The sequence below is a fragment of the Dyadobacter sp. CY323 genome, from assembly GCF_021390245.1.
In the GTDB taxonomy this organism is placed as follows: domain Bacteria; phylum Bacteroidota; class Bacteroidia; order Cytophagales; family Spirosomataceae; genus Dyadobacter.
Window position 1 is genome coordinate 20,865 of sequence record NZ_JAJUXH010000021.1, and the last position, 24,763, is coordinate 45,627.

Below are 24,763 nucleotides of genomic sequence, written 5' to 3' on the forward strand. Positions count from 1 at the left end.
ATTACATTTTCAGCAAATCCCTTCGTTTGGGGAAATTTTATCAACACAATATTATATAAACGCCCTCAAAACGCTTCATTTGGGTGTTGGTATAAAAATGGTAGCTGCCATTTCAAACTAAATCAATAAACCCATGAACAGTCAAGAAACAGATGATCAGGCAAGAGCTACCAAAAAAACCGGAAACGTGTGGAAATGGATATTGGGTGTGGGTGTAGTATTGATGCTTATCGCTTTCTGGGGTGGCTTTTTTAACCATGACGGAAACTTTGGTGAATCTGACAATCCATCTGAAAATTCCGCAGCAGCGATCTCCGACTCGACAGCTTCCGATACAACCATGACAACCGATCCGGATACGATTATGGAACACGTTCGCGGTACCGAATAGTTATCTCAATAAAGCATTCCATAAAATTTCGACAGGATGTAATGCCTTACGTCCTGTCCCATCTTTGATCTGGTGCCGGCAGCTTGTCCCTGCGGCAGCAATAATAACTTCCTCAGGCTGCTGACGGACAGTCGGGAAAAGCACCAGCTCACCGATTTGCATGGAAACATCATAGTGTTCTTCTTCATAACCGAATGAGCCTGCCATACCGCAGCACCCGGACGGAATGAGTTGCACCTGGTAATTTTCAGGCAACGATAATGCTTTTTTTGATGCAGTTAATGTAGATAATGCTTTTTGATGACAATGCCCGTGCAGCTTAATAAGCTGCTTTTTTTGTGTAAAAACACTTTTGCTTAATCTTTTCGCATCGATTTCCCGGGCGATGAATTCTTCAAACAACAATGCATTTTCGGAGATTTTCTGCGCATCGCCGCGTTGATTTTCAGGTACTAAATCGACATATTCATCCCGGAATGACAATATAGCCGAAGGTTCTATTCCGATTAAAGGTGTTTCGTAAGTAATCTTATTCTTCAATAATCCGACGTTTTCAATGGCCAGCTTCTGCGCTTCTTTTACAAAACCTTTGGAAAGGTAAGACCGCCCCGATTCTTTATGTTCGGGTATAACTACCTCATAACCTAGCGATTCCAGCAATTCAACAGCCTTTTTACCAACCTCGACATCGTTATAGTTTGTGAATTCATCACAAAACAGAAAAACCTTACCGATTCTGCCACTACTTTTTCCAGTCTTTTTTGCCCGTTTTTCCCACCATTGTTTCAAAGTAACATTTTGCAATAACGGCATGCTGCGGTCCGGATGGAACCCAACCATTTTATTGGCCACTTTTCGAAGTGAAGGTGTACCAAAAACGCCATTAAACGCCCAGGGAGCAATGGATGCCAGTTTCATTTGTTTAGAAAAATTGGCGATCAGTCGGCTTCGGAGAGGTACTCCATGACTTTCGTAATACTTCTGCGTGAATTCCGCCTTCATTTTACCAATATCCACACTCGATGGGCATTCCGACTTGCAGCCTTTGCAGGAAAGACAAAGGTCCAGCACTTCTTTAACCATATCCTGGCTTACTGTTTTCTGCTTTTCCTTCGGCGGTGTAAAATATTGTCTCAGAATGTTGGCACGTGCACGGGTTGTATCCCGTTCGCGCCGGGTTGCCATGTAGCTGGGACACATGGTACCGCCGGTCAATTCTGTTTTCCGGCAATCTCCTGATCCACTGCACTTTTCTGCCAGCCGAAGCATTCCCTCCTGTCGTGAGAAATCGAAAATCGTTTGAATTTCCGGCTGCTTTTTATCCTGCTCGTAACGCAGGAACTCGTTCATTGGCGGCGTATCGACAATCTTATTTGCATTAAAAATCCCGTTCGGGTCCCAAATGCGTTTTACCTGCCGGAACATTTCGTAAACCTCCTCGCCCATCATAAAAGGGATGAACTCTCCTCTCAACCGCCCGTCGCCATGCTCACCCGATAATGCGCCATTGTACTTTTTCACAAGTACTGCGGTATCTGCCAGTACTTGTCTGAATTGCTGCTTTCCCTCACTCGTTTTGAGGTTGATCATCGGCTCCACATGCAGTTCCCCCGCACCTGCGTGCGCATAATACGAGGCATGTAACCCGTGACTTTTCAAAAGAACTTCAAGTTCTTCAATGTATTCCGGCAGATCTTCGACAGCTACCGCGCAATCCTCAATCAAATTGACGGGCTGGGTATCTCCCGGCAAGTTTCTGATCAGCCCCAAACCTGCTTTTCGTATATCCCAGGCTTTGTTCGCATCATCGCCAAACAACAATGGGAAGGCATAACCCAGACTTTCGGCGTTCAATTGCGCGATCAGTGCGCTCGCCTGGCTTTCAACTTCCGTATTATCATTTCCCCAGAATTCGACCATTAACAATGCTGCGGGATCACCTTGCATGAAAAACCGGTTATGCGAGTATACCGTATGATCTTTGGTGAAATCCATGATGTACTTATCGACCAGCTCGGAAGCCTTCGGGTTATAAAGCATCGCGACCCGGTTGGCATGCAATGCTTCTGCAACGGAATTGGTATGTACGCAAACGACGCCAACCGAAGCTGGCGGCGCATCGACCAAAGCCAGTTTGGCCTCAGTTACAAAGCATAATGTCCCCTCGGAGCCCGCGATCAGGTTACAGAGGTTTATTTCATTTTTCTCAAAATTGCGGACTAATGCATCCAGCGCATAACCTGAATTCCGTCTGGTAACCGTCGGTTTAGGAAATTGTTTTTTGATTAATTCCTGATCCACCGGATTGGATATCAGCCCATACATACCAGCGGTAATGGCTTTTTCCTGCTGGCCTTTGGCCTGGTTCTGACCAATTTGTTGTGTATATTCTGAGGTAGTCTGATTCTTAAAAACAGCCTCCGAGCCATCGGAAAGCAATGCTTTTACTTCCAGCAAATGGTCCCGCGTGGCACCCCAGGTAATGGAATGCAGCCCGCACGAATTATTGCCGATCATTCCCCCGATCATCGCCCGGCTGGCGGTAGAAGTTTCAGGCCCGAAAAGCAGCTTGTGAGCAGCCAGATGTTTGTTCAGATCATCCCGGATCACGCCCGGCTGAACTCTTACCCATTTCTCCGCCGCATTGATTTCCAATATTTTACCAAAATGTTTGGATATATCGACGACAATCCCGTTTCCCACCACCTGCCCCGCCAATGAGGTACCGGCCGCACGTGGAATGAGGGTCACTTTGTTATTTTTCGCAAATTCAATGAGGTGACGAATGTCTTCAACGGTCCGGGGCAATGCAACGGCCAGGGGCATTTCCTGGTATACCGACGCATCCGTGGCATAAATGGATTTTTGTGCTGCGTGCAACGTGGATTCGTCGTAATATAGCTCCCCCTCAAATTGAGAACGAAGTGAATTAAATTGAAAAACAGAAACGCGGGTCATCAGGATTTAGGAATGAATTGAATTGAAAAGCGAAGTTAAAGGAAGTAAAGACTAATGAGACTTCATGTACGTATATTGGCACAGTTTTTACAATTTATGTAAAGACCATCCATTCATACTATATACAAAATGAGAAACGCTACACTACTGATATTGATTTTTACAAGTTTATTCGTAAAAGCCCAAAATACCGCAACTATAACCCTTACTGCCTCAAAACAAGGCCCGGCAAATGTCACGTTGATCAGCGAAGATGTTCATTTCCACCCCAACCTGGGCATCGGGCTTGCCGATGTAAAGCTGGAACCTGTCGTGTCTGTCAATTTCAATGAAAAGACTTCAGAGAAAGCAGTAATCCAGTTGAACGAGCCGAAAATGATGCGCCTGCAATATGGCGGCGGGGCTGTGAACAAAACCTGGATGCTGTTTTTGCAACCTGGCGATGATCTTTCCATCAATTTCGGAGACAATGGCGATGTAACGTTTACCGGCAAGAATGCGAATTATCAGACGTTCCTGAAAAACTACTTCCTTGAAAATCAGTATCAATATTTGCCGGTGTTTGGCTATAAACCATCTCAGGTTGATAATAAAAGTGTAGTTGTACAAAGTGATAGTTTAAAAAAGGTCAGGTTGGAAGCGTTTGAGAAATTCAAAACTGCGAATCCGGCTGTTCCTGCATTTGAAGCTTATGTACTGGCGACAACAGCGACCGAACCATCCGTAACACGCCGGGCGATCCAGGAACGCATGATGCGCCGCAACCGCGTAGCCCGACTGGATGATGCGCAGAAAAAAGAGCTGGAAGATTTTACTTTATCCGATTTCAAAATACAGTCTGATGATGCTTTGCTCAGCCAGGCATATCGGGATGAATTAAGAAACTGGGCACTCATTCCGTCTACCCGGAAATTCCCGTTACAAGCTGACAGCCGCTACGAGCTCAGCCCGGAAGCCATAAAAGATGTATATGCATTCAGCAAGGAAAAACTGGCGAATTATCCCAAACAAAAGGAATATCTGCTAACCTACTGGCTCAATTATGCCGCAACCGCAATTCCGACGATCGAAACCAGTAAAGCACTTTTGGAAGACTATAAGGCCACATTTCCGCAATCTCCCCATTCCGAATACATCACCAAGCTGATCCAAACCAAAGAATCTTTGAAACCCGGATCTGCGATTTCTGATGTGACCTTACTTGGCGTAGACAGCACTGCGGTTACCGTTTCATCGCTGCAAGGAAAGCCGGTTTGCATGGTATTTTCGTTCAGCATCGGCCAGCACGAACCCGGATTAAAAGCTTTGGAGGACAAGTTCGGCAGCAAAGTGACTTTCGTTTACGTGTCTGTGGCGCCGGGTTTTGCACTTTCAACCTGGAAACAATACGCGAAAGCCCGCCCCAATGTGAAGCATTTGTGGGCCTCCGATGAAAATATTGAATTGCTGAAAGAGAAATATGCGATTGACATCCGGTATCCTTACTTGGTGCTCGATTCCGCCGGTAAAGTTGTAAACCGCTGGATCCCGCAGGAATTCCCCGACAACCGGGCGTTGAATGCGGAGTTGCAGAAGGTTGCTATGTAAGCGTTTGCGAAGCTGTAGCTTCGCCATTTATATTTGTAGGCCTCCGGCCGGTCATACTTGCAGATACATTTTCGTACTTGTGAACACCGGCCAGAGGCCTGAACATAGCAGGCACGAAGCGTAGCTTAGCGCCCACTACTTTGAAATTAATATGGTATGCATCGAATCGCTGGTATTATATGCAATCTGCAGATTATAATTATCACAAATCTGCTTCACAATCGCCAGCCCAAGCCCGAGCGATTCGGTACCGGTCGATTCCTTTTTAAACCTTTCGAATAACCGTTCGGGATTACCTTTTAATACGCTACCTGAATTACTGATTTCGAGATAGTGCTCGCCCGCCTCAATGGTGATCGTTCCGTCAGTATGATTGTGTTTAATGGCATTGTTTAACAGATTACTCAGCAAAATATCTGCGAGCGATGGCGACATGAGCCGACCAAAGCTGCCTTCTATTTTAAAGTCGACCCGGATGTTTTTATGATGGATGATGTCTTCAAAATCTTTTATTTTGTCTTTTATCAATTCTGACAGATCAATTTCCTCCTGATCCGTAAACTGCTGATTTTCAATCTTGGCCAAAAGCAAAAGCCCCTGATTAAGGCGCGACATTCTTCTGGCCGCGTGATAAATCTCTTCAATCCAGTACGTATGATTTTCTCCAAGATCTTTCGACTGAATAAACTGTTCGACCCGTGCATTGATCAGCGCCAGAGGCGTCTGGATTTCATGTGAAGCATTTTCCGTGAATTCCCGCAGACTTTTATAATCATGCTGCATTTTTGAAGCCATTTTTTCCATGACATCTTCCAGTTCATTGAATTCGGTGATCTCACTCCGGGTCAGCGACAGCTTCTCATTTCTTGTCCAATCAAAGTTTTTGATTTTTGAAAGCGAATCATAAAATGGCTGCCATAATTGTCCGGAAAGACGCCGCTGAAAGAAAAACATGCCGACCATCAATAGCGCAAGACAGGTGATCATCGTTGCCGAAATCGCCTCGATCAATTTATACGATTCGATCATCGATTTGCGGATCGAAACCCGGTAAGGTGTGCCGCCGATCAGCGTATAGAAACTGACCTGCCTGAATGGATCGACACTTTCCTCATACCGGTTGCGGATCAGCGTATCTGTAAAAACCACCTCATTTTTAAACTTTCCAAAAACCGGATGTGCCTCGATCTTATTCTCGACAAAATATGAGTTACTCGACCACATATCGTTTGCGCGGATGTATGTTTCAAAATCCTGCTTTTCGACCATGAGCCGGCTCTCAACCTCGTCGTAGATAATGAATTTAATGATCCAGTAAAAGGCGATCCCCACCACCAGGTAGGTCACCAGCGAGGCTGCGAGGTAGATCCGACTTGTTTTTTGGAGCAGTTTCAAGGTGCTGTAAATTTGTAACCTATTCCGTAAATGGATTGAATGTAATCTTTTCCTCCTCTTTCAACGATTTTCCGTCTGAGATTTTTGATATGCGAATACACCATATCGAGCGAATCGGAAGAATCCATATGATCGCCCCAAAGGTGCTCCGCGATCGATTCCTTGGTAAGTGCGACGTCTATATTAGAGAGAAAATAAAGCAATAAATCGTATTCCTTCCTCGAAATGAGAGCTTCCCTATCATGTATAAAAACCTTCCTGGCAGCCAGCTGAACGCGGATTTCTTTCCAGATCATATCATTATTACCTCCAAAATGGCGCCGCCTGATCAGGGATTTGACTCGCGCATTTAACTCGGACAAGTGAAATGGCTTGGTCATGTAATCGTCCGATCCGATTTCCAGGCCACGGATCTTGTCTTCCAATGTATTTCTGGCTGAAATAATGATGATTCCCGTCGTCGCAGCGATCTTTTTCAATGTTTGGATAATGTCGAAACCTTCACCATCAGGTAATGTGAGATCCACGATCGTGCAGTCGTAACGGTATAAACTGATCTTTTCGTCGGCCTGCCAAAATGTGTTCGCCACCTCGCATATGAATCCCTCCTTCGTCAAATAATCGGTAATGCTTTCGGCGAGACCTTTTTCATCTTCTACTACTAATATTTTCATTCTTCGCTATAAAAGGGATCGGACAAAAATAGACCGCGAAATTGGAAACATTTGGGAAGTTAATAAATTCTGTCAGAACCGCTTCCAATGGCCTGTTTTCCCAAATGTTTCCAGAATTGGCCTCTAATTTCACTGAAAATTTTATTTCCTCTTCCCCAAAAAACAATCCATGTTTTGCCTAAGAAAAACATTCTCCTATCTCGCCATCGCCTTTCTGCTACCCGGTTTTGCGGCCAACGCACAAACCGTGAAACTGCAGCAGGTCCTGGAAGAAGGCACCCTGAACTTCCCGTTTCTGAAATCGAAACAAGCCGAGATCCGAAGCGCAGAAATGCGTATCAAATCGGTCAAGACAGATTACCTGCCCACATTGGTTATTCAGGACCAATACACATTTTCAACCAATAATAGTGTCGCAGGAGCATTTTGGCCAAATGAAGGCAGCGCCATTTCTCCATCCGGCGGCATCCGGCCCGAAAACATTTACACGGGTGTTTTTGGCAGTTTCACGACGGCATTAGTAGACTGGCGGGTGTTTAATTTTGGTAAAGTCAAAGCCAATGTAAATGCAGCAAAAGCAGACCTGACCAGAACCCAGGCTGATTATGAAAACGAGCTTTTTCAACATCAGGTGCGCATTGCCGATGCTTATCTTGTGTTATTGATCAATCAAAAGCTGGTTGATGCGCAGCGGCAAAACCTTAAAAGAGCACTTGTTTTTAAGCAGGTTACGGATGCGGCGGTGAGCTCGGGAATGCGTCCGGGCGTGGATAGTTCACTCGCCGCCGCGGAATACGCAAAAGCCAGACTGTCGCTTTTGGAAAGTCAGCGTTCCGAAAAAGCGCAGGCATTAAGACTTACCGAGCTGACCGGGCAAATCCGTGACAGCATCGAGGTGGATAGTATGGGTTTCTATTCCATTTTGCCCGCAGTGACCAATCAGGTTGATTCTTATCTTAAAAATCCTGCATTACGCTTTTCGCAGACGCAGATCGATGCTTCCAATGCGAGAAGTCTGGCTGTAAAAAGATCGTATCTGCCGTCGGTTTCCATTCTCGGTGCCGGTTGGGCGCGTGGTTCGGGGGTTTCCAACAAAGACGATTCCTTCCGTACCGATTTCGTCAGTGGGGTTAATTATCAGGTTTACAACTACTTATTTGGCATTTCTACGCGGTGGAACCTGACGAACATTCTGAAAGTCCGGAATGATTACAAAACGGAGCAATTCCAGGTCGAGCGATTTAAGGAATTATATCAAACCCAAAAACTGCAGGTAGATCGCCAGTCGCGCGAGGCGGAGATGCAATTGCAGCTTTCACTGGAACAGGCCAGGCTCACCCCGGTACAGCTTAATGCGGCGCAACGTGCATTCAATCAGGCACAAGCAAGATATCAAAGCGGACTAACCGATCTTTTCACACTCGCGCAAAGTGTAAATGCACTTAACCGCGCCGAAGTGGACAAATTCGTGACCAATGGCAATGTGTGGCGCGCGCTGCTCATGAAAGCCGCCGCCGCCGGCGATTTGAGCATATTTCTCAATCAGGTTGCGAATTAGAATTGTCACCCTGACAAAGTCCAACATCAAATCATTATCATAACGTAAGTTAGTATGTACCAACTCATTCGAACCGCTCTGAGGCAACCCATTTCCATTGTGGTGGTTGTCATAGGCATTCTCTTCTTTTCCGTTCTGTCGATCCGCAGCATTCCGGTCGACATTTTCCCAAACCTCGATTTACCAACCATTTACGTCGTGCAACCTTATGGTGGTATGGCGCCCGACCAAATGGACGGTTTCATCGCCACCCGTTACCAGGACCACTTTCTCTACGTTTCGGGGATTCGTGACGTGGATGTAAAAACGATCCAGGGATTATCACTGATCAAACTTTCATTCTACCCGGGTACCGACATGGCGCAGGCCGCCGCCGAAGTTGCCAACAACGTTTCGCGGGCGAAAGCGTATATGCCCGAAGGTACGGTGCCTCCGCAGGTTGTTCGTTTCGATGCCAGCTCCGTACCCATCGGTCAAATGGTTTTCGAAAGTTCCTCCCGGTCATTAAACGAAATCCAGGATTTTGCTTCGTCGCGGGTTCGTCCGATGTTCAGCCGGATCGAAGGTGTTTCCAGCCCCCCGCCATTCGGAGGTAATCAACGTACCATTGTAATCCGCGTCGACCCCGAGCGGATCAGGAGTTACCACCTTACTCCCGAGGAAATTATTAAATCCATTATTACCAATAACCAGCCTTCGCCTGCCGGTAACATCCGAATGGGTGACCGGACTCTGATGACGCCGGTGAACTCACTGATCAAAAAACCTGAAGATTTTCTCAACATCCCGATTCGCATTGGTGCCGGCCCGACCGTATTTATCCGGGATGTGGGTACCGTGGAAGATGGCGCCGATGTGACCGTGAGTTACGCATTGATCAATGGCCGGCGGGCGGTTTACATTCCTGTTGTTAAAAAATCGGATGCTTCCACATTGGACGTGGTGAACAACATTCGCGCCGCATTGCCGCAACTGCGAAATGCGGTGCCGGAAGATGTGAAGATTTCCTATGAATTCGACCAATCCGTTTACGTAACAAACTCTCTGAAAAGCCTTATTACCGAAGGTATTCTGGGCGCATTATTGACGGGTCTGATGGTACTGCTTTTCCTTCGCGACTGGCGCAGTGTGATCATCGTGGTCGTGACGATCCCGATCTCCATCTTGTCCGCAGTGATTTTGATGAACCTGTTTGGCCAAACCATTAACATCATGACATTGAGCGGTTTGGCGCTCGCAATCGGAGTTTTGGTTGATCAGGCGACAGTTACCATTGAAAATATTCACCAGCATCAGGAAATGGGCAAGCCGAAAGAAGAGGCGATCTGGGATGCCTGTAAGGAAATCGCATTTCCGGAGTTTTTGATCTTACTCGCGATTCTGGCGGTTTTTGCACCTTCATTTGTCATGAGCGGCATTCCGCGGTCTATGTTTTTACCATTATCGCTGGCGGTGGGTTTTGCGATGATCGCATCCTTTTTATTATCCCAAACACTGGTTCCCGTTTTGGCAAACTGGCTTTTGAAAGACCATCCGCATCACGAAGCTCCTACCCTCGCGCTCGACAGCCGGGAAATTAATGATGTCATCGAAGAAGGTGTTCACCCGTCACTCCCGCCAACTGGCTTTGAAAAATTCAAGAGAAGGTATATCGGTTTTTTGGAGGGAATTATGAACCGGGGATCGTTCGTCGTTCCGGTATATCTGGTCGGTACCATCGCATTGATCGTCGGCGGATTTTTTTTGATCGGGACGGATATTTTGCCAAAAGCAAATAGTCACCAGTTTCAAATGCGTTTGCGGGTACCCGACGGTACACGTGTGGAGCGTACAGAAACGGCTACATTAAAAGTACTGGATCTGATTAAGTCTGAAGTCGGCAAAGATCATGTCGAAATTTCGTCGGCCTATGTCGGCACGGTGCCTTCCAGCTATGGTACTTCCAACATTTTTGTATTCAACAGCGGCCCGCACGAGGCGGTTTTGCAGGTTTCACTTCACGAAGATTTTCCAGTAAAAATGGATGCGTTGAAGGAAAAACTCAGAGAAAGGATTAAAAAAGAAATCCCCTCGCTCGCTATTTCATTCGAACCCATCGAGCTTGTTGATAAAATCATGAGCCAGGGAGCTTCCACTCCGATCGAAGTAAGTGTGGCCGCAAAAGATGTGGAAGAAGCAGGAAGATTTGCTAAAAAAATCCAGAAAGAAATGGAGCAGATCACATTCCTGCGTGATGTGCAAATCGCACAACCATTGGAATATCCCGTTCTGAACGTGGAAATCAACCGCGAGCGCGCCGGACAATTGGGCATTACTTCAACCCAGGTGGCCAGATCGATGGTAGCTGCGACTTCTTCCAGCCGTTTTACGGATAAAAATCTTTGGCTCGACGATGCAAAAGGCCTTGCCTACCAGGTGCAGGTTCAGATACCGGAATACCAGATGACCTCTGTGGAAGACATTGGCAATATTCCTTTGAAAACGGGAGTAAGTAACCCATTACTCGCTGATGTAGCCACATTTTCTGAAAAAACAGCCCCGGGTGAATACGACCGCGCCGGGCCAAACAGATTGGTAACCGTAACTGCCAATATTCACAAAAAAGACCTTGGTGCCGCGACGACGGCCGTGCAAAACGCGATTAAAAATGCCGGTGAACCTCCGCGTGGTGTTTTGGTAGAGTTGAAAGGACAATCCGATCTTTTATCCGAGACTTTGGGCAGCCTTCAAACCGGGTTACTGATCGCGATTGTCATTATGTTCCTATTGTTGTCGGCTACATATCAGTCATTTAAGCTTTCACTTGTGGTACTTTCCACGATTCCTGCGGTAGTAGTGGGATCAATCGGATTACTATTGTTAACCGGCGCTACCCTCAACTTGCAATCGTATATGGGCTTGATTATGTCGGTCGGCGTATCGGTGGCAAATGCGATTTTAATGGTTACCAATGCGGAAAACATTCGTTTGAAGCTGAATGATGCAAAAGAGGCCGTATTCCTGGCAGCCGGCAGCCGGATCCGCCCTATTCTGATGACCAGTATCGCGATGATCGCAGGTATGATTCCGATGGCGTCGGGACTTGGCGAGGGCGGCGACCAGATCGCACCGCTGGGCCAGGCGGTAATCGGTGGCTTGATTGCCTCGACATTAGCTTCATTACTAATCCTTCCGGCAGTCTTCACAATGGTGCAGCGAAAAGCATCCATCCATTCCGTATCCCTGGACCCAGAAGATCCAGAAAGCAACTTTTTCCGTAAAAAACTTCAAACATCCATTTCAATGAACTCCCTGAAATCCTACCTGATGATTCTCATCTTCGCTGCCGGCGCCATTTCCTGCAGTTCGGAAGCTGAGACGAGTGAAAAGCGTGAAGAAACGGCTGAGAAAGCACCCACTGTTGAGCTGGCTTATGTCAAAAGCATGAAACCTGCCAAGCAAATCGCGTTGCCGGGAGAATTGAAACCCTGGAACAAAGTGAGCATTCATCCAAAAGTGAAGGGATTTGTAAAAACGGTGAATGTGGACCGTGGAACGATGGTTCGAAAAGGTCAGGTACTGGCGGTTCTGGAAGCGCCGGAAGTGATGTCTGAATTAAGCCAGGCAAAAGCGCAGGTGATTGCTTCAGAAGCTTCCCTGCATGAGATCACAACACGTTTTCAGGCTAGCTCGCTCACATACAGTCGGTTAATCAAAACTAATAAAACAGAAGGCGCGGTTTCACTCAACGAACTGGATCTGGCAAGAGCAAAAGCTACGACTGACAGTGCAGCCATGGCGGTTGCCAGAGGCAATGTGCAGGCTGCAAAATCACATATGGAAACGAAATCGGAACTGGCAAGGTACCTGACGGTGACCGCACCGTTCGACGGGATTATTACAGAGCGAAACATCAGCCCGGGTGCATTGGTAGGACCGGGCGAAAGCGGCGCGAAACCACTATTTATTCTGGAAGACAATACCAAATTGCGTTTGACACTGGCTATTCCTGAAAACCTTTCGAGTGCAATTCCCAACAAAGGTGAAATTAGCTTTACCGTTTCAGCCAGTCCCGAGAAAGTGTACAAAGCGATTTACGCAAGAAGTTCAAGAACACTTTCGGAAGAAAACCGCTCCATGATGACGGAATTTGATGTTGATAACCGTTCAAATGAACTAAAAGCGGGTATGTACGCGCAGGTTTTATTGAATACGGAACGGACTTCCAACACATTATTTGTACCAACCACATCTGTCGTAAATTCCAGCGAGCGGGTTTTCGTGATCCGTGACGTGAATAAAAAAGCGGAATGGGTTTCTGTGAAAAGAGGAACTGTCGTAGATACGCTGGTGGAGGTTTTTGGCGATTTGCATGAGGGAGATGCGATTGTGAAGAAAGCATCGGAAGAATATCGGGATGGGGGGAGTTTGTGAGATGTGAGACGTGAGACGTGAGATGTGAGATGATAATGGTGCGAAAGTTGCGCCGAAGTTGGCGCGAAGCTGTGCTTCGGGGAAGCTATTAAAAGGCCTCCGGCCGGAACAAGTCGCAAATCGCTGACTCAGACCGGCCGGAGGCCTTCACATAACCGGCACGAAGCTGAGCTTCGCGCCGATCTGGCAATTTATTTCCTACTATACGTATCCAGTGTGGCTTCCGGGAAAGTTTTCAGAATGTCTGACATGGTGTTTTTCACCATACTTTCGCGGTCATCCTTTTTGGTTGGAGCCTTCACTTTTCCCGAAGCCCAACCCTGCCAGATCATCCGGTCGCTATTTTTCTGATAGATATTCAGGATAAAGCGACTTTCCTGGTAATTGTAGGTGGAAATATTGTTTCCGCCCCCGTACCACCACATATAGGGCGAATACATATTATTGGAACGAACTTGCTGGCGGTCTTTCACATCCGTCATGAACCGTACAATTAGCTCCGGATTTTTAGTATCCATTTTGTAGCCTTTGGCTTCCATCACTTCCACTACTGCATCTCCCAATCTTCTCCGGTTCAATTCACTACCCAAAAGCGGGTCAGTTTGCATGTTATGTTCTGCCTCTACCTTGAAAGTTTTGAATTGTTTGAGGTTAACCGAAGAATCGTAATCGTAACTTACCTGGAGCGCCTGGCTGCATGCCATGATCAAGACTCCCGCCACAACCGCCACGCCGGCGGATTTTATCAACTTCACTATGCTTTTCATTTTTCTTTGAACGTTTAGTTTACTGGTTATTTGACACTTTCCGATAGCAAAAGGTTTAAATAGTCGGAAAACATCTATTAAACTTATAAACAATCCGCATTGGTATATCGTTGTTAAAATTTCATTTTTTCACAAAAAAAAAACGCGCACGGAATAACCGGACGCGTGCACTGGGAAGTTATTGGGGACCACAAGATTTTAGATCATCTTCTAGACATTTTTATAGTCTGGGTGCTTGTATGGAGAGCGGTAAGACCGTGCTAACAAGCCATTTGCTTCTCTGTCACCTACAATTTCGCGTTTTACAGGATCATATACAATAGGTCTGCCGGTTTTCATGGAAAGATTTGCGAGAATGCAACTTGCCGTGGAAATATGACCTTCTTCAATATCAGCCACTGGCTTCGTGTTGTTATCGATTGCACTCAGGAAGTCCAGCATGTGCAAACGTGTTGCAGGGGCTGCATTCAATTCGATCTTGTCTTCTTTCAGGTCTTCCGGATATTTTTCCTTTTCAAAAACCACATCTTTATGGATTTTTTCACCTTTTCCCTGCGGGATGAAATCATAGGCCATGGTACTCGCCCACAAAGTTCCTTTTTCACCATAAAGCGTAAATGACCAGGGGTAATCGGGATTATTAGGCGTTCCCCAGGTGCGATGCTGCCAAACACAGTTCAGCTCCGGATATTCAAAAATGGCAGACTGTGTATCTGAAATATTGGATTTACCTTCTTTTTGCACATAAATACCTCCTGTCGAACTGATCTTTGTAGGCCAGCCTAATTTGAGCATCCAGCGTACCGTGTCGAACATGTGCACGCACATATCTCCGGTAATGCCATTTCCATACTCCATAAATGTCCGCCACCAGCGAACATGCGGGATTCCATCGTAAGGTCTCAGCGGTGCGGGACCTGTCCATTTTTCATAATCAAGAAAATCAGGAACAGCTTCCACAGGCGGATTTCCGTTATTCCTCATATGGTAGTAACAGCACATTTCAACGTGAGAAATTTTACCCAGCAAACCTGCGTCTACGATATTTTTCTTTGCATCAATCAAATGGGGTGTGCTTTTGCGCTGCGTCCCAACCTGAACAACCTTTTTATATTTGCGGGCTGCTGCTACCATTGCCTCGCCTTCCATCACGTCTACACTAATGGGCTTTTGAACATACACGTGGGCACCCGCTTTTACAGCGTCGATCATTTGCAATGCGTGCCAATGGTCCGGAGTGCCGATGAGCACGATATCCAACTGATTTTCTGAAAGCAACTTCTGGTAATCACCATATAATTTCGGCACCTTACCCGATTTCTGGCGCTGGCTCACCAGCTTACCAGCCTCATTCAACTGGTTTTTGTCCACGTCACAAAGTGCAACTACCTCAACCGGAGCTACTTGTATCAACCTGAATAAATCACTTTTGCCATACCAGCCTGTACCGATCAAACCAACCCGAAGCGTTTTAGGCGGATTAATCAAATCCATTCCTCTCGCTCCAAAAGTAGAAAGCGCCAATGCAGCAGTCGCGCCGTGCAGGAAGTGGCGGCGGTTGATGTTGAAATTATTCATGAATTGAATGGTTGGTGATTAAAAACACAAAAGCGCCCAGGTATGTGGACGCTTATAGAAAGGATGTTTTTGGGGATGTTTACTATCGAAAAGTTCTCTTGAGTCTGACGTTAGCTATTTAGTTTCCCAAAGCGGCTGCTGGTGAGTGCTATAAACGGCTAAAATGAAAATCTTACTGAGACTTTCGTCAATATTGAAATGAATCAGGAAAGGAAACCGCCAAATACCTGCGCACCTTATATTCGCATATCTGACAGAATAAATAAACGGTGCGTCTGTTATCCTTTTGATTGTACTATCTACTTGATTCAGAAACCTGTTACCCAGCCCGGCCAGTTCATCATTGTAATACGTGACAGCGGCTTCTATATCGTCGATTGCATTCTGGACAAGAACAATCTCAAAACTCATGCTCAATTGCCCAGTTTGTTGATCCGTAGCTTTGCTTCATCCCAGGAGATTAATTTTTCCGGATGCTCTTTTGCATCTTTTAAGCGATTAAGAACTGTTTCTTTTTGCCAAAGTGGGATTTCAAAATCATCTCCATTATCTACTTCAATCAGCTCAACCGCATCTACTTTTTGAAGATCCTCAATTAAAGCAGCCGCATAATCCTTCTTGATTCGTATGTGATATGTTGCAGCCATAATGCAAGTCGTATAAAATTAGAAACAATTAAAGTTATTCATAAATTAACGTGTATCCTATCTTACTATTTCAAAAACTCCCCGACATTGTCTTTCGTCACCAACTGAAAAGGAATCAAAACTTCCTTGTCAAATGCTTCCTTTTTTGCTGCTTTAACAGCTGTTTCGATGGCTTTACTTCCCTGCTCTTTTGCATTCTGAAAAACCGTGGCGTCCAGCGTTCCTTTTTTTACGGCTTGTAATGCGTCCGGGATTGCGTCTACGCTCACTACCAGCACTTTATTCTTAAGACCTGCGGCCTCCAACGCTTTCACGGCACCCATTCCCATTTCGTCATTGTGCGCAAAAATCGCATTAACCTGATTTCCATAGGATTGTATCCAGTTTTCCGTCAATGACATTGCTTTTGCGCGGTCCCATTCGCCGGTTTGTTCTGCCAGAAGTTTCAGGCCTGGGTTTGCTTTTAAAACTTCCTTCGCACCGTTATCTCTTTTGATCTGCGCCGCCTGACCCATAAAGCCATGCATCATTAAAATGTTTCCTTTTCCACCCAGCCTCTGGGCAATGTATTTCATCGCTATCCTCGCGGATTCGGTGTCATCGGAACCTACGAATGCCGTCGGTTTGGCACTCGTTTCTGAGTTTACATTTATGATCGGTATTTTGGCGTCCAATGCCAGCTTTACAGCCGGAGAACTCGCCTCCACTTCGCATGGATTCATGATAATGGCGCTCACCCCCTGGGCGATAAAGCTTTCAACCTGTTCTACCTGCTTCAAAGCGGAACGTTCCGCATCAACCGTGATCAATTTCACTCCAAGTTCTTTTGCCTTTGCCTCCATTTCATCGCTCACATTCACGATGAATTCATTTTGCATACTCAGCATGGTGGCGCCAATCACAAGTTTTTCACCGTCTCCGGCTTTCTCGTCGGTCGAGCCGTTACAGCCAAAAAGCACTGCACCAGAAAGCAAAAACGATACTACTGTATTGATTTTCATAAACTGTTTTTTAATCTTTTTTACCTAAACCATCCAAAACAACCGCCCCGATAATGATAACGCCCATCACTACCTGCTGGTAATAAGAAGTTACATTCAGCAGATCCAGGCTATTGCCAATTACTCCTATAAGTAATGCGCCGATCAGGGTACCCGTCATTGTGCCCGTCCCGCCGGAAGTACTTGTGCCTCCGATAATGGCGGCGGCAATGGCATCCAGTTCAAAACCTGCACCTGCATTTGGCTGTCCCGTGGTAATCCGGGATGTCAGTAAAATCCCGCCTATCGCCGAAAGTAGCCCGGAAATCGTATAAACCCACATTTTGACCTTCGTTACATGGATTCCCGAGGCCCTCGCCGCAGGTTCGTTGCCACCGACCGCATACATATAGCGCCCTAAAATCGTTTTGTTTAGTACCACCGAGCAAATGATAAATGCTAGTATGAGGATAACGATCGGGAATGGAACGCCGAAAACAGTTCCGCCACCGATGAAATTGAATGAATCAGATAAGTTGGAAATCGGCCTGCCTTTGCTCAAAATCAATGCTAATCCCCGCCCGATCGTCATGGTACCGAGTGTTACGATGAACGGAGGCACTTTACTTTTTGTAATCACTAACCCATTAAATGCCCCCAGCAATACGCCCGCTCCGATCCCGGCCAGTAATGGTACGACCAGTGGATAGGTGTCGGGATGCGCGAACATAGCCGTAACCACCCCCGCCACTGCGACCATCGAGCCGAGCGAAAGATCAATCCCTCCTGTGATAATCACAAAAGTGACCCCAAATGCAAGTAATGCATTGATCGACACCTGCGTTCCGATGATCATCAGATTGGATACCGTGAAAAACTTGGGAGTACTGAATGCAAGAACAATACAGATGATCAGGAATGCCAGGAAAATACCATAGCGTCCAAAATCGGTCAGGCGAGAAGATATCGTTTTTTCCATAATAGAGGGATTTTTCGGGCTGTCGGTTATCGGCAGTCAGCTATCGGCTTTTTTTGATTGCCGACTGCCGACCGCCGATAGCCATCACGCTACTGCGTATTTCATGATTAATTCCTGCGTTGCTTCTTCTCTGGAAAGCAGCGCGGTTTGTTTTCCTTTTGAGAGAACTAGTATCCGGTCACTCATCCCCAGGATTTCAGGCAACTCAGAAGAGATCATAATGATGGCAATTCCTTGTTTCGTGAGGTCTCTGATCAATTTATATATTTCAAATTTTGCCACAATGTCTACACCGCGCGTTGGTTCGTCCAGAATAACAATGTCGGGGGAAGCTAATAATACTCTTCCGATCACTACTTTTTGTTGATTTCCGCCACTGAGCAAAGTCACTTTTTTGTCAATTCCCGAAGTTTTGATCTGCAGATCCAACACCATCTGATCTGTCGCATACATCTCACTTTCTTCATTAATAAAAATACCTTTCCTGTGCCTGAAGATGCTGGAAAGGGTCATGTTATCCTTAATGGACATTCCCGGGATAAATCCAAGTCCCTTTCGGTCTTCGCTCACATAACCAATGCCACTTTTCAATGCTGCGCGTGGGGAATGGATTGCTTTTTCATTTCCCGAGAGCACAACTTCACCGCTATCAGGCTTGTCCAGACCAAATATGGCTCTGGCAATCTCAGTCCTGCCAGCGCCCATTAAACCTGCCAGACCGAGAATTTCTCCGCCGCGGACATTGAAATGTATATTTGTGAATTTTCCTTTTTTACTTAGTCCACGAACAGCCAGCACTTCTTTTCCAAAGTTCCGCTCCGGTTTCGGGAACATCTGAGTCAGCTCCCGCCCTACCATCATGGAGATCAGGGAATTTCGATCAAGATCATTTGCAGGTTTTGAACCAACATATTTACCATCCCTCAGCACCGTAATTGTGTCCGAAATCGCAAAGATCTCGTCCATTTTGTGTGAAATATAAATGACACTGACTCCTTTTGACTTTAAGTCCCGGATTATATTAAATAGCGTTGCGACTTCCTTGTCTGATATGGCCGACGTGGGCTCGTCCATGATGATGATTTTAGCCTCATTCGAAATGGCTTTCGCAATCTCGACCATCTGCATTTGAGCTACGCTCAAATATTTCATTTTGGTATCCGGGGCGATATTCACACCCATTTGTTCCATTAATTGAGCGGCCGGCCGGTTAATGTCAGAATCGTTTAACCAACCCGAAAAAAACGCATTACGTCCGGAAACCCTTTTTTCTCTACCCAAAAATATGTTTTGAGCAACTGTCAATTCAGGCACAACCAGTAGTTCCTGGTGGATCATCGAAATGCCTTTTTTCAGCTTATCACCTGTATGGCCTTCCTCCAGATTTTGTCCTTCAAAAATAATCTCCCCGGAATCAGGTTTCAGCAACCCGATCAGGATCTTCATGAAGGTTGACTTCCCGGCGCCATTCTCACCCATCAGCGAATGCACCTCTCCCCTTTTCAGATTGAACTGAACAGCATCCAGCGCTTTAATGCCTGAGAATGATTTGGAAAGATTGCGAACGCTAAGAATGAAATCAGACATATTTATTTTAATTCTATATTCTTTTAGAAAAAAAGGCTCTAACTAGATCTCATGATGCAGCTAAAGCCCTTTTTCTATTTTCCGTCGGCTGAAGCCGGCGGCAATTGATTTTCCATTCCGGATTCATTTTCCGTAGGCTTTGGCCGACGGGCCGATGCGGCCGATTTGCCGACCAAAATGGCTCGCTATCCTTCCCAATTTACTCCGGTATCTTTCCAGGCTTTGGCTGCGGCCGAATCCAGAACAGCTTCGCAGACTTTTTGTGTCTCGTATGCATCTCTGAATGTTGGCTGGCAAGGTTTTCCTGTTTGCAGGCTTTCGAAAAAGTCAGCTACCTGGTGGATAAATGAATGTTCGTACCCAATGCTGGTTCCAGGGATCCACCATCTTTTCATGTACGGCTGATCACTGTCGGTAACCAGAATGGATCTCCATCCGCGAACGATGGATTCGTCACTGTGATCGAAGTATTCGAGACGGTTCAGATCATGCAAATCCCATTTAATGGACGCATGCTCACCGTTAATTTCGAAAGTATAAAGTGCTTTATGGCCTCTCGCATAACGCGTTGATTCAAAAAGACCTAACGAACCATTATCGAAATGGCAATGGAAGATACAGGCATCATCGATACCCACTTTTTGTACTTCACCGCTGCCTGCATGAACACGTTCTTTAATAAACGTTTCAGTTACGGCAGATACGTCTTTTATGCCTCCGTTGATCCACATTGCAGTATCAATGCAATGCGCGAGCAAATCGCCGGTAACCCCTGAACCCGCGGCATCCACATCCAGACGCCAGGTTGCAGTACCACCCTGCGGCACATCCGGGCTGATCGTCCAGTCCTGCAGGAAGTTGGCACGATAATGGAAAATGCGTCCCAGTTTACCTGAATCAACAATTTGCTTGGCCAAAGTCACAGCTGGAACACGGCGATAATTATACCAGACCGTATTTTGGACTCCTGCCTTTTCAATGGCTTCCACCATCGTTTTTGCTTCTTCGAGCGTTCTTGCCAATGGCTTTTCGCAAAGGATCATTTTACCTGCCGCCGCAGCAGCCAGGGCAATTTCCATATGCATGTCGTTTGGCGTACAAATGTCCACCGCATCGATATCGTCACGCTCGATGATCTTTTTCCAATCCGTTTCGTAAGAAGCATATCCCCATTGTTCGGCGAATGCTTTTACTTTTTCTTCGTTGCGGGAACATACAGCCTGCAACACCGGCGTGTACTCGAGTTCCGGAAAAAAATCTCCAATTCTTTTATATCCATTGGAATGCGTGCGCCCCATGAGACCGCTACCAATCAATCCAATTCTGACTTGTTTCTTGTTTGACATTGCTTCGATATTTTGGGCTATTAGCCATTAGCTGTTAGCTATTAGCTATTAGCTTTGTTAGTATTTTTCAAAAAAGTAGATTCAGCGTAACTTTTCACTTGTAACTCACATCTCACGTCTCACATCTCACGTCTCACGTCTCACATCTCACATCTCACATCTCCCTCCTAAACCTCCTGATACCAGCCATGCGCCTGACGCACCTTCACTAATGCAGCGAGGATATCATTCCATGTTTGCTGATTGTACATGACCTCATTCGGGAACATACAGCCATCCCAGCAAATGTGCCGGAAGGCTTTGGTAATGTTGCCGTTTTCGTCGCGCAGCCAGTATCCGGCGTCATGGGTAATGTCGAGTCTTCCGTTCGGATCGGTTGCGAGGCAATGGCGGCCCGTTTTGTCGTGTGAGCCTGTTCCGTGAACGGTTCCGTCGTTTTGGGCGACATGGAAATCGAATGTCCAGGGACGAAGTGCAGCAGTCATTTTCTTTAAGCCTTCATCCAGTGCCCCACGATCGTTCCACTGAAAATCGACGGGCAGAATGCGGTGTTCAGGCGCATTGTACCCGAGCAGGTAAAGAAATGTATGTGACATATCCGCCTGGAAACCCATATTCGGGCGATCCACTGCTTCAAGAGTATCGATCATCGTTTTCCAGCTGTGCATACCGCCCCAGCATATTTCACCTTCTGCAGCAATTTTTTCGCCAAAATCAGCCGCAACGTCGCAAGCAGCCCGCCATGTTTCGGCAATTCGCTTCGTATTACCGGCCGGGTCGGCGGCCCATGCTTCTGGTGAACATGCAGAATCTACACGGATTACTCCGCCATTGCGTATTCCGAGGTCCCGGAGTTTTTTTCCAAAAACACATGCAGTACGCACCTGAGCCACAAATTCGTCACGTGCCTCTTTACTTCCCATCGCGGAGCCTGCCCATACATTGGCTACAAGGCTTCCCACTTCCAGGTTAAGTCCGTTCAGTTTGTCAGCAAGAAGCTTCGCCCCGTCGTCGGTATTCATGTAAATGCCTACGTGCGGATCAAAAAGGCCGATATCAACACCATCGAACCTTACACCGCCCACTTCCGCGGCAGCGGTTTTTTCAAGCATTGTATCAAAAGAAATAATCGGCTCCTCGTCGGAACCTTTCCCCACAATCCCAGGCCATGTGGCATTGTGAAGTTTAGGATAATTATTTTCAGGCATGGTTTAAGGGATTTTAAGCTGTTAGCTTTTAGCTGTTAGCCATTAGCTTAGTTTGGTTTTGAAATAAAATATAATCTTGAATTACGAGCAAATCAAAAAAGCTAAAAGCCAATAGCTAACGGCTAAAAGCTTTTAGCTAAAAAACCTACAATACCAAATCCGGATTCCCCGGTCCAAAGTGTTTCAAAATTACAATTGGATCTGTTTTTGATGGATTGCTGATTACAACGCCTTCCGTTGCTGCTTTTTCACTTACAAAAAACTCGTCATTCGTCAACTGTCCGTAGCGGATTAATGCAGGTGTTTCAATGTCCCATTCTCCGAACTTTCCGTGACCTTGCATGACGATAATTCCATAAGCAGCTGCATCTTTGATCGTTACCGTTTTGCCGGGCAATACGGTAAGTTCTTTTGCACTAAATGCCTCGTTCAGGTAGCATACCCATTTTTCGCTGTATCCTTCTGCTTCCATTTCCGCATCATCTTTCACTGATTTCGGACGCATGAAACGGGTTTCAAGCATATTGGGATTTGTATTTAATTCCCAATCAATCACTTCCATGAGCTGATCGTAATCTCCTTTGCGATCTTCCGGAGTTCCATTCCAAAGCAATTCTTCGGGAACAATCGCCTCGTTCACAAGAGATTGATACATCGCAAACACATCCGAAGCTTTTTGCGGCTCGTAAGTGCATAAGCTTCCTGGTGCATGTAACATCCCAGGAGGAACGTCCCAGCCAGTCCCTGGTTCAAGACGGAATGCAGATGAGTAATTGGTGATTTTATTGTCGCCTTTATTGAAATTCATCAGACATTCCTTGATCTGCTCCTTCGTCGTTCCGGGTGTAATTCCAAAGAAAGTATAAGGAAAATCGCCTCCGTGGTTGTTGAGTTGTGGCGGAAAATAGTAAGCTTCCGGCTTGCCATTCTGACCGATCAATGCCGCATGCTCGTCATTATGGTGAATGTGGTGAGGCAATGGGCCCATGTTATCAAAAAACTTGGAATACATCGGCCAGCTTTTGTATTCGTCCCACAAACGGTCGCCGATCAATGCACCCTTCAATTCCTCTACCGCATCTTTCAGCAGAATTTGCTGCTCGCCATTTCCATCGTCGTAAACAACAGCACTTAATCCCTCATTTTCACCAGTCAAAGGGCCATTTTTGGCAGGAGTGGTAGAAGACAACCAACGTTCGTCGATCCCGCCGCGCTCGCCGCCGAGCACATAGTAATCGTCCGGATGCAACTTGATCCTCCGTCCCGGAACACAAAATGAACGTGGTACCCAGGTCGGCGCCAATCGTAAAATCCCTTTTCCCTGCTCCAATGCCTTCTCAGCTATACTTGAAATTCCCATTGTTTTGTATTAAAAATTGGTTTAGTTATTGTTATTTTTTAGTTCTCTAAACTTGGTAAGTCTTGGCGACCCCGTCTTAAAGACTTCCCAAGTTTCCAGGTTTTCATCCGTGATTACAGTCAGTTCCAGATCGTACACCCTCGTCTCTTCCGGTTGGAGAAAAATCAGCGTCCCATCTTCCCGCGCCTTCGCCTGACCGGATAGCGGATGTGTACTCGGCTCGATACCCGTTACATACTCGCCTTTCCCGAAATGCTGCCAGTTCGCAAGCCAGGGTAATTGTTCTTTTTTGAATTTCAGTGAAACCGCCAGACCAATTTTTTCATTGTACAGTCCGCAAATGCTGTCACCAAAAATGTCGGCCTCCACATCGATCAATGCTACTTCTTCGCCGCTGCCTGAATGACTTTCGAGTGGTGCGGGACATTTACGGAAATCATTTCCCTCTTTAAAGATCTTCGCATTCTCCTCGCCATGACGCGGGAACCATTTGCCGTTCCAAAGTATCTCGCTACCCTCATCGACGAGCGGCCAGCCAAAATTGAAATGGTAAAGCAACATGTGCGGCGCGGCTGTATTGGCCTTATTAATTACCTCATCATGTATCCGGATCCCGGGTTTGCGAAGCGTCGCCGAAATGGTTCTCTTCAGTTCAAGACTTGGCCCGAATGGTCGCGTTTCACGGATGATCCCGGTAATGCTCATTTCCAGGTTACCTCCTCTCAAATCCGGCTGAATGATCGAAACAATCTCGGCGGGCTGATTGCCGATCAGACCATGTAGTCCACGGTCTCCAAACTGGTCAGACTCAGGTCCGCCGGCGTGAGAAAGTCCGCAGGTAGTGAGCAACCCACCCCCAAATGTCCTCAGCCAGTCGATTCCTTTATCCGAAAACGGTTGCGGAGAAGTAATGCCCACGTGGCTGATCCACGCCAGACTATGTTGATTGTAAAAAGCCTCCGCAATGTCCATAGCCCGGTCGATCACGACCTTCAAACGCAATCCGGTCCCGGTGTTTATCCAGGCGATACGCGTACCTCTTCCAGCCCCATTGTCTAGTATGGATGTTTCAATTCCTCCTACCTGGATGTGATTGGATACCTTCTCTTTCCAGTCCTGATTTATTGATTCGGTACGCTCCATTATTTATTGTTACTATCTTGTTCTGATTGTAAAAGGCGAAAAACGCCTTGTTTTAATGTAATTCATATTGAAAATGCTTCTTTTTGTCAAGCTGAGCGGACCGGTCCGCTCAGCTTGACAATTTTTTCAACAACCACTCCCTAACCCTCACATTAAAATCCTCCGTATCCTCAAAATGAAATGCGTGGCCCA

At 46.3% G+C, this 24,763-nt stretch carries 18 protein-coding genes; 4 read left to right on the top strand and 14 right to left on the bottom strand.

Annotated features, from left to right (window positions below; translation table 11 throughout):
- Window positions 1-133: 133 nt before the first annotated feature.
- The gene (locus tag LZG72_RS24105; RefSeq protein ID WP_233877697.1) at window positions 134-391 is read left to right on the top strand and encodes a hypothetical protein; all 258 of its coding nucleotides are present in this window, start codon (window positions 134-136) and stop codon (window positions 389-391) included.
- Here LZG72_RS24105 and LZG72_RS24110 read toward each other — a convergent pair whose 3' ends face one another.
- Complete coding sequence (locus LZG72_RS24110; protein ID WP_233877698.1) at window positions 392-3,349, bottom strand: FAD-binding and (Fe-S)-binding domain-containing protein; 2,958 nt, start codon at window positions 3,347-3,349, stop codon at window positions 392-394. It abuts the gene before it with no gap.
- Window positions 3,350-3,478: 129 nt separating this feature from the next.
- On the opposite strand from LZG72_RS24110, the gene LZG72_RS24115 reads away from it, so the two are divergent.
- Window positions 3,479-4,936, top strand: a complete 1,458-nt coding sequence (locus LZG72_RS24115; protein ID WP_233877699.1) for a hypothetical protein — start codon at window positions 3,479-3,481, stop codon at window positions 4,934-4,936.
- A 135-nt stretch (window positions 4,937-5,071) separates the two neighbouring features.
- On the opposite strand, the gene LZG72_RS24120 is transcribed toward LZG72_RS24115, so the two are convergent.
- Window positions 5,072-6,331 carry a HAMP domain-containing sensor histidine kinase gene (locus tag LZG72_RS24120; protein ID WP_233877700.1) on the bottom strand — a complete coding sequence of 420 codons (1,260 nt, stop codon included), beginning with the start codon at window positions 6,329-6,331 and terminating at the stop codon, window positions 5,072-5,074.
- Window positions 6,328-7,005 (bottom strand): response regulator transcription factor, encoded by a 678-nt coding sequence (locus LZG72_RS24125; RefSeq protein ID WP_233877701.1) that lies wholly within the window; start codon window positions 7,003-7,005, stop codon window positions 6,328-6,330. Before LZG72_RS24125 ends, LZG72_RS24120 begins: the two co-directional genes overlap by 4 nt.
- Window positions 7,006-7,174: 169 nt before the next feature.
- On the opposite strand from LZG72_RS24125, the gene LZG72_RS24130 reads away from it, so the two are divergent.
- Both LZG72_RS24130 and LZG72_RS24135 read left to right on the top strand, forming a co-directional pair.
- Window positions 7,175-8,563 carry a TolC family protein gene (locus tag LZG72_RS24130; protein ID WP_233877702.1) on the top strand — a complete coding sequence of 463 codons (1,389 nt, stop codon included), beginning with the start codon at window positions 7,175-7,177 and terminating at the stop codon, window positions 8,561-8,563.
- A 54-nt stretch (window positions 8,564-8,617) separates the two neighbouring features.
- Window positions 8,618-12,976 carry an efflux RND transporter permease subunit gene (locus tag LZG72_RS24135; RefSeq protein ID WP_310590571.1) on the top strand — a complete coding sequence of 1,453 codons (4,359 nt, stop codon included), beginning with the start codon at window positions 8,618-8,620 and terminating at the stop codon, window positions 12,974-12,976.
- Window positions 12,977-13,167: 191 nt separating this feature from the next.
- On the opposite strand, the gene LZG72_RS24145 is transcribed toward LZG72_RS24135, so the two are convergent.
- The 11 genes from LZG72_RS24145 to LZG72_RS24195 form a co-directional block, all read right to left on the bottom strand.
- Window positions 13,168-13,743: a DUF4136 domain-containing protein gene (locus LZG72_RS24145; protein ID WP_233877703.1), complete on the bottom strand. Its 576-nt coding sequence runs from the start codon at window positions 13,741-13,743 to the stop codon at window positions 13,168-13,170.
- A 210-nt stretch (window positions 13,744-13,953) separates the two neighbouring features.
- Window positions 13,954-15,321, bottom strand: coding sequence for a Gfo/Idh/MocA family protein (locus tag LZG72_RS24150; protein ID WP_233877704.1), 1,368 nt, complete (start codon window positions 15,319-15,321; stop codon window positions 13,954-13,956).
- A gap of 114 nt (window positions 15,322-15,435) precedes the next feature.
- Window positions 15,436-15,732, bottom strand: a complete 297-nt coding sequence (locus LZG72_RS24155; RefSeq protein WP_233877705.1) for a type II toxin-antitoxin system RelE/ParE family toxin — start codon at window positions 15,730-15,732, stop codon at window positions 15,436-15,438.
- A gap of 2 nt (window positions 15,733-15,734) precedes the next feature.
- The gene (locus tag LZG72_RS24160) at window positions 15,735-15,968 is read right to left on the bottom strand and encodes an addiction module protein (protein WP_233877706.1); all 234 of its coding nucleotides are present in this window, start codon (window positions 15,966-15,968) and stop codon (window positions 15,735-15,737) included.
- A 65-nt stretch (window positions 15,969-16,033) separates the two neighbouring features.
- Window positions 16,034-16,969, bottom strand: a complete 936-nt coding sequence (locus LZG72_RS24165) for a sugar ABC transporter substrate-binding protein (RefSeq protein ID WP_233877707.1) — start codon at window positions 16,967-16,969, stop codon at window positions 16,034-16,036.
- 10 nt (window positions 16,970-16,979) lie between these two features.
- Window positions 16,980-17,927, bottom strand: a complete 948-nt coding sequence (locus LZG72_RS24170) for an ABC transporter permease (RefSeq protein WP_233877708.1) — start codon at window positions 17,925-17,927, stop codon at window positions 16,980-16,982.
- A gap of 84 nt (window positions 17,928-18,011) precedes the next feature.
- The gene (locus LZG72_RS24175; protein ID WP_233877709.1) at window positions 18,012-19,514 is read right to left on the bottom strand and encodes a sugar ABC transporter ATP-binding protein; all 1,503 of its coding nucleotides are present in this window, start codon (window positions 19,512-19,514) and stop codon (window positions 18,012-18,014) included.
- A gap of 185 nt (window positions 19,515-19,699) precedes the next feature.
- Entirely contained in the window at window positions 19,700-20,860 is a 1,161-nt protein-coding gene (locus LZG72_RS24180; RefSeq protein ID WP_233877710.1) for a Gfo/Idh/MocA family protein, read from the bottom strand.
- A gap of 167 nt (window positions 20,861-21,027) precedes the next feature.
- Complete coding sequence (locus LZG72_RS24185) at window positions 21,028-22,068, bottom strand: sugar phosphate isomerase/epimerase (protein ID WP_233877711.1); 1,041 nt, start codon at window positions 22,066-22,068, stop codon at window positions 21,028-21,030.
- Window positions 22,069-22,213: 145 nt separating this feature from the next.
- Window positions 22,214-23,428, bottom strand: a complete 1,215-nt coding sequence (locus LZG72_RS24190) for a class I mannose-6-phosphate isomerase (protein WP_233877712.1) — start codon at window positions 23,426-23,428, stop codon at window positions 22,214-22,216.
- 21 nt (window positions 23,429-23,449) lie between these two features.
- On the bottom strand, window positions 23,450-24,571 hold the full coding sequence (locus LZG72_RS24195; protein ID WP_233877713.1) for an aldose 1-epimerase family protein: 1,122 nt from the start codon (window positions 24,569-24,571) through the stop codon (window positions 23,450-23,452).
- Window positions 24,572-24,763 lie beyond the last annotated feature (192 nt).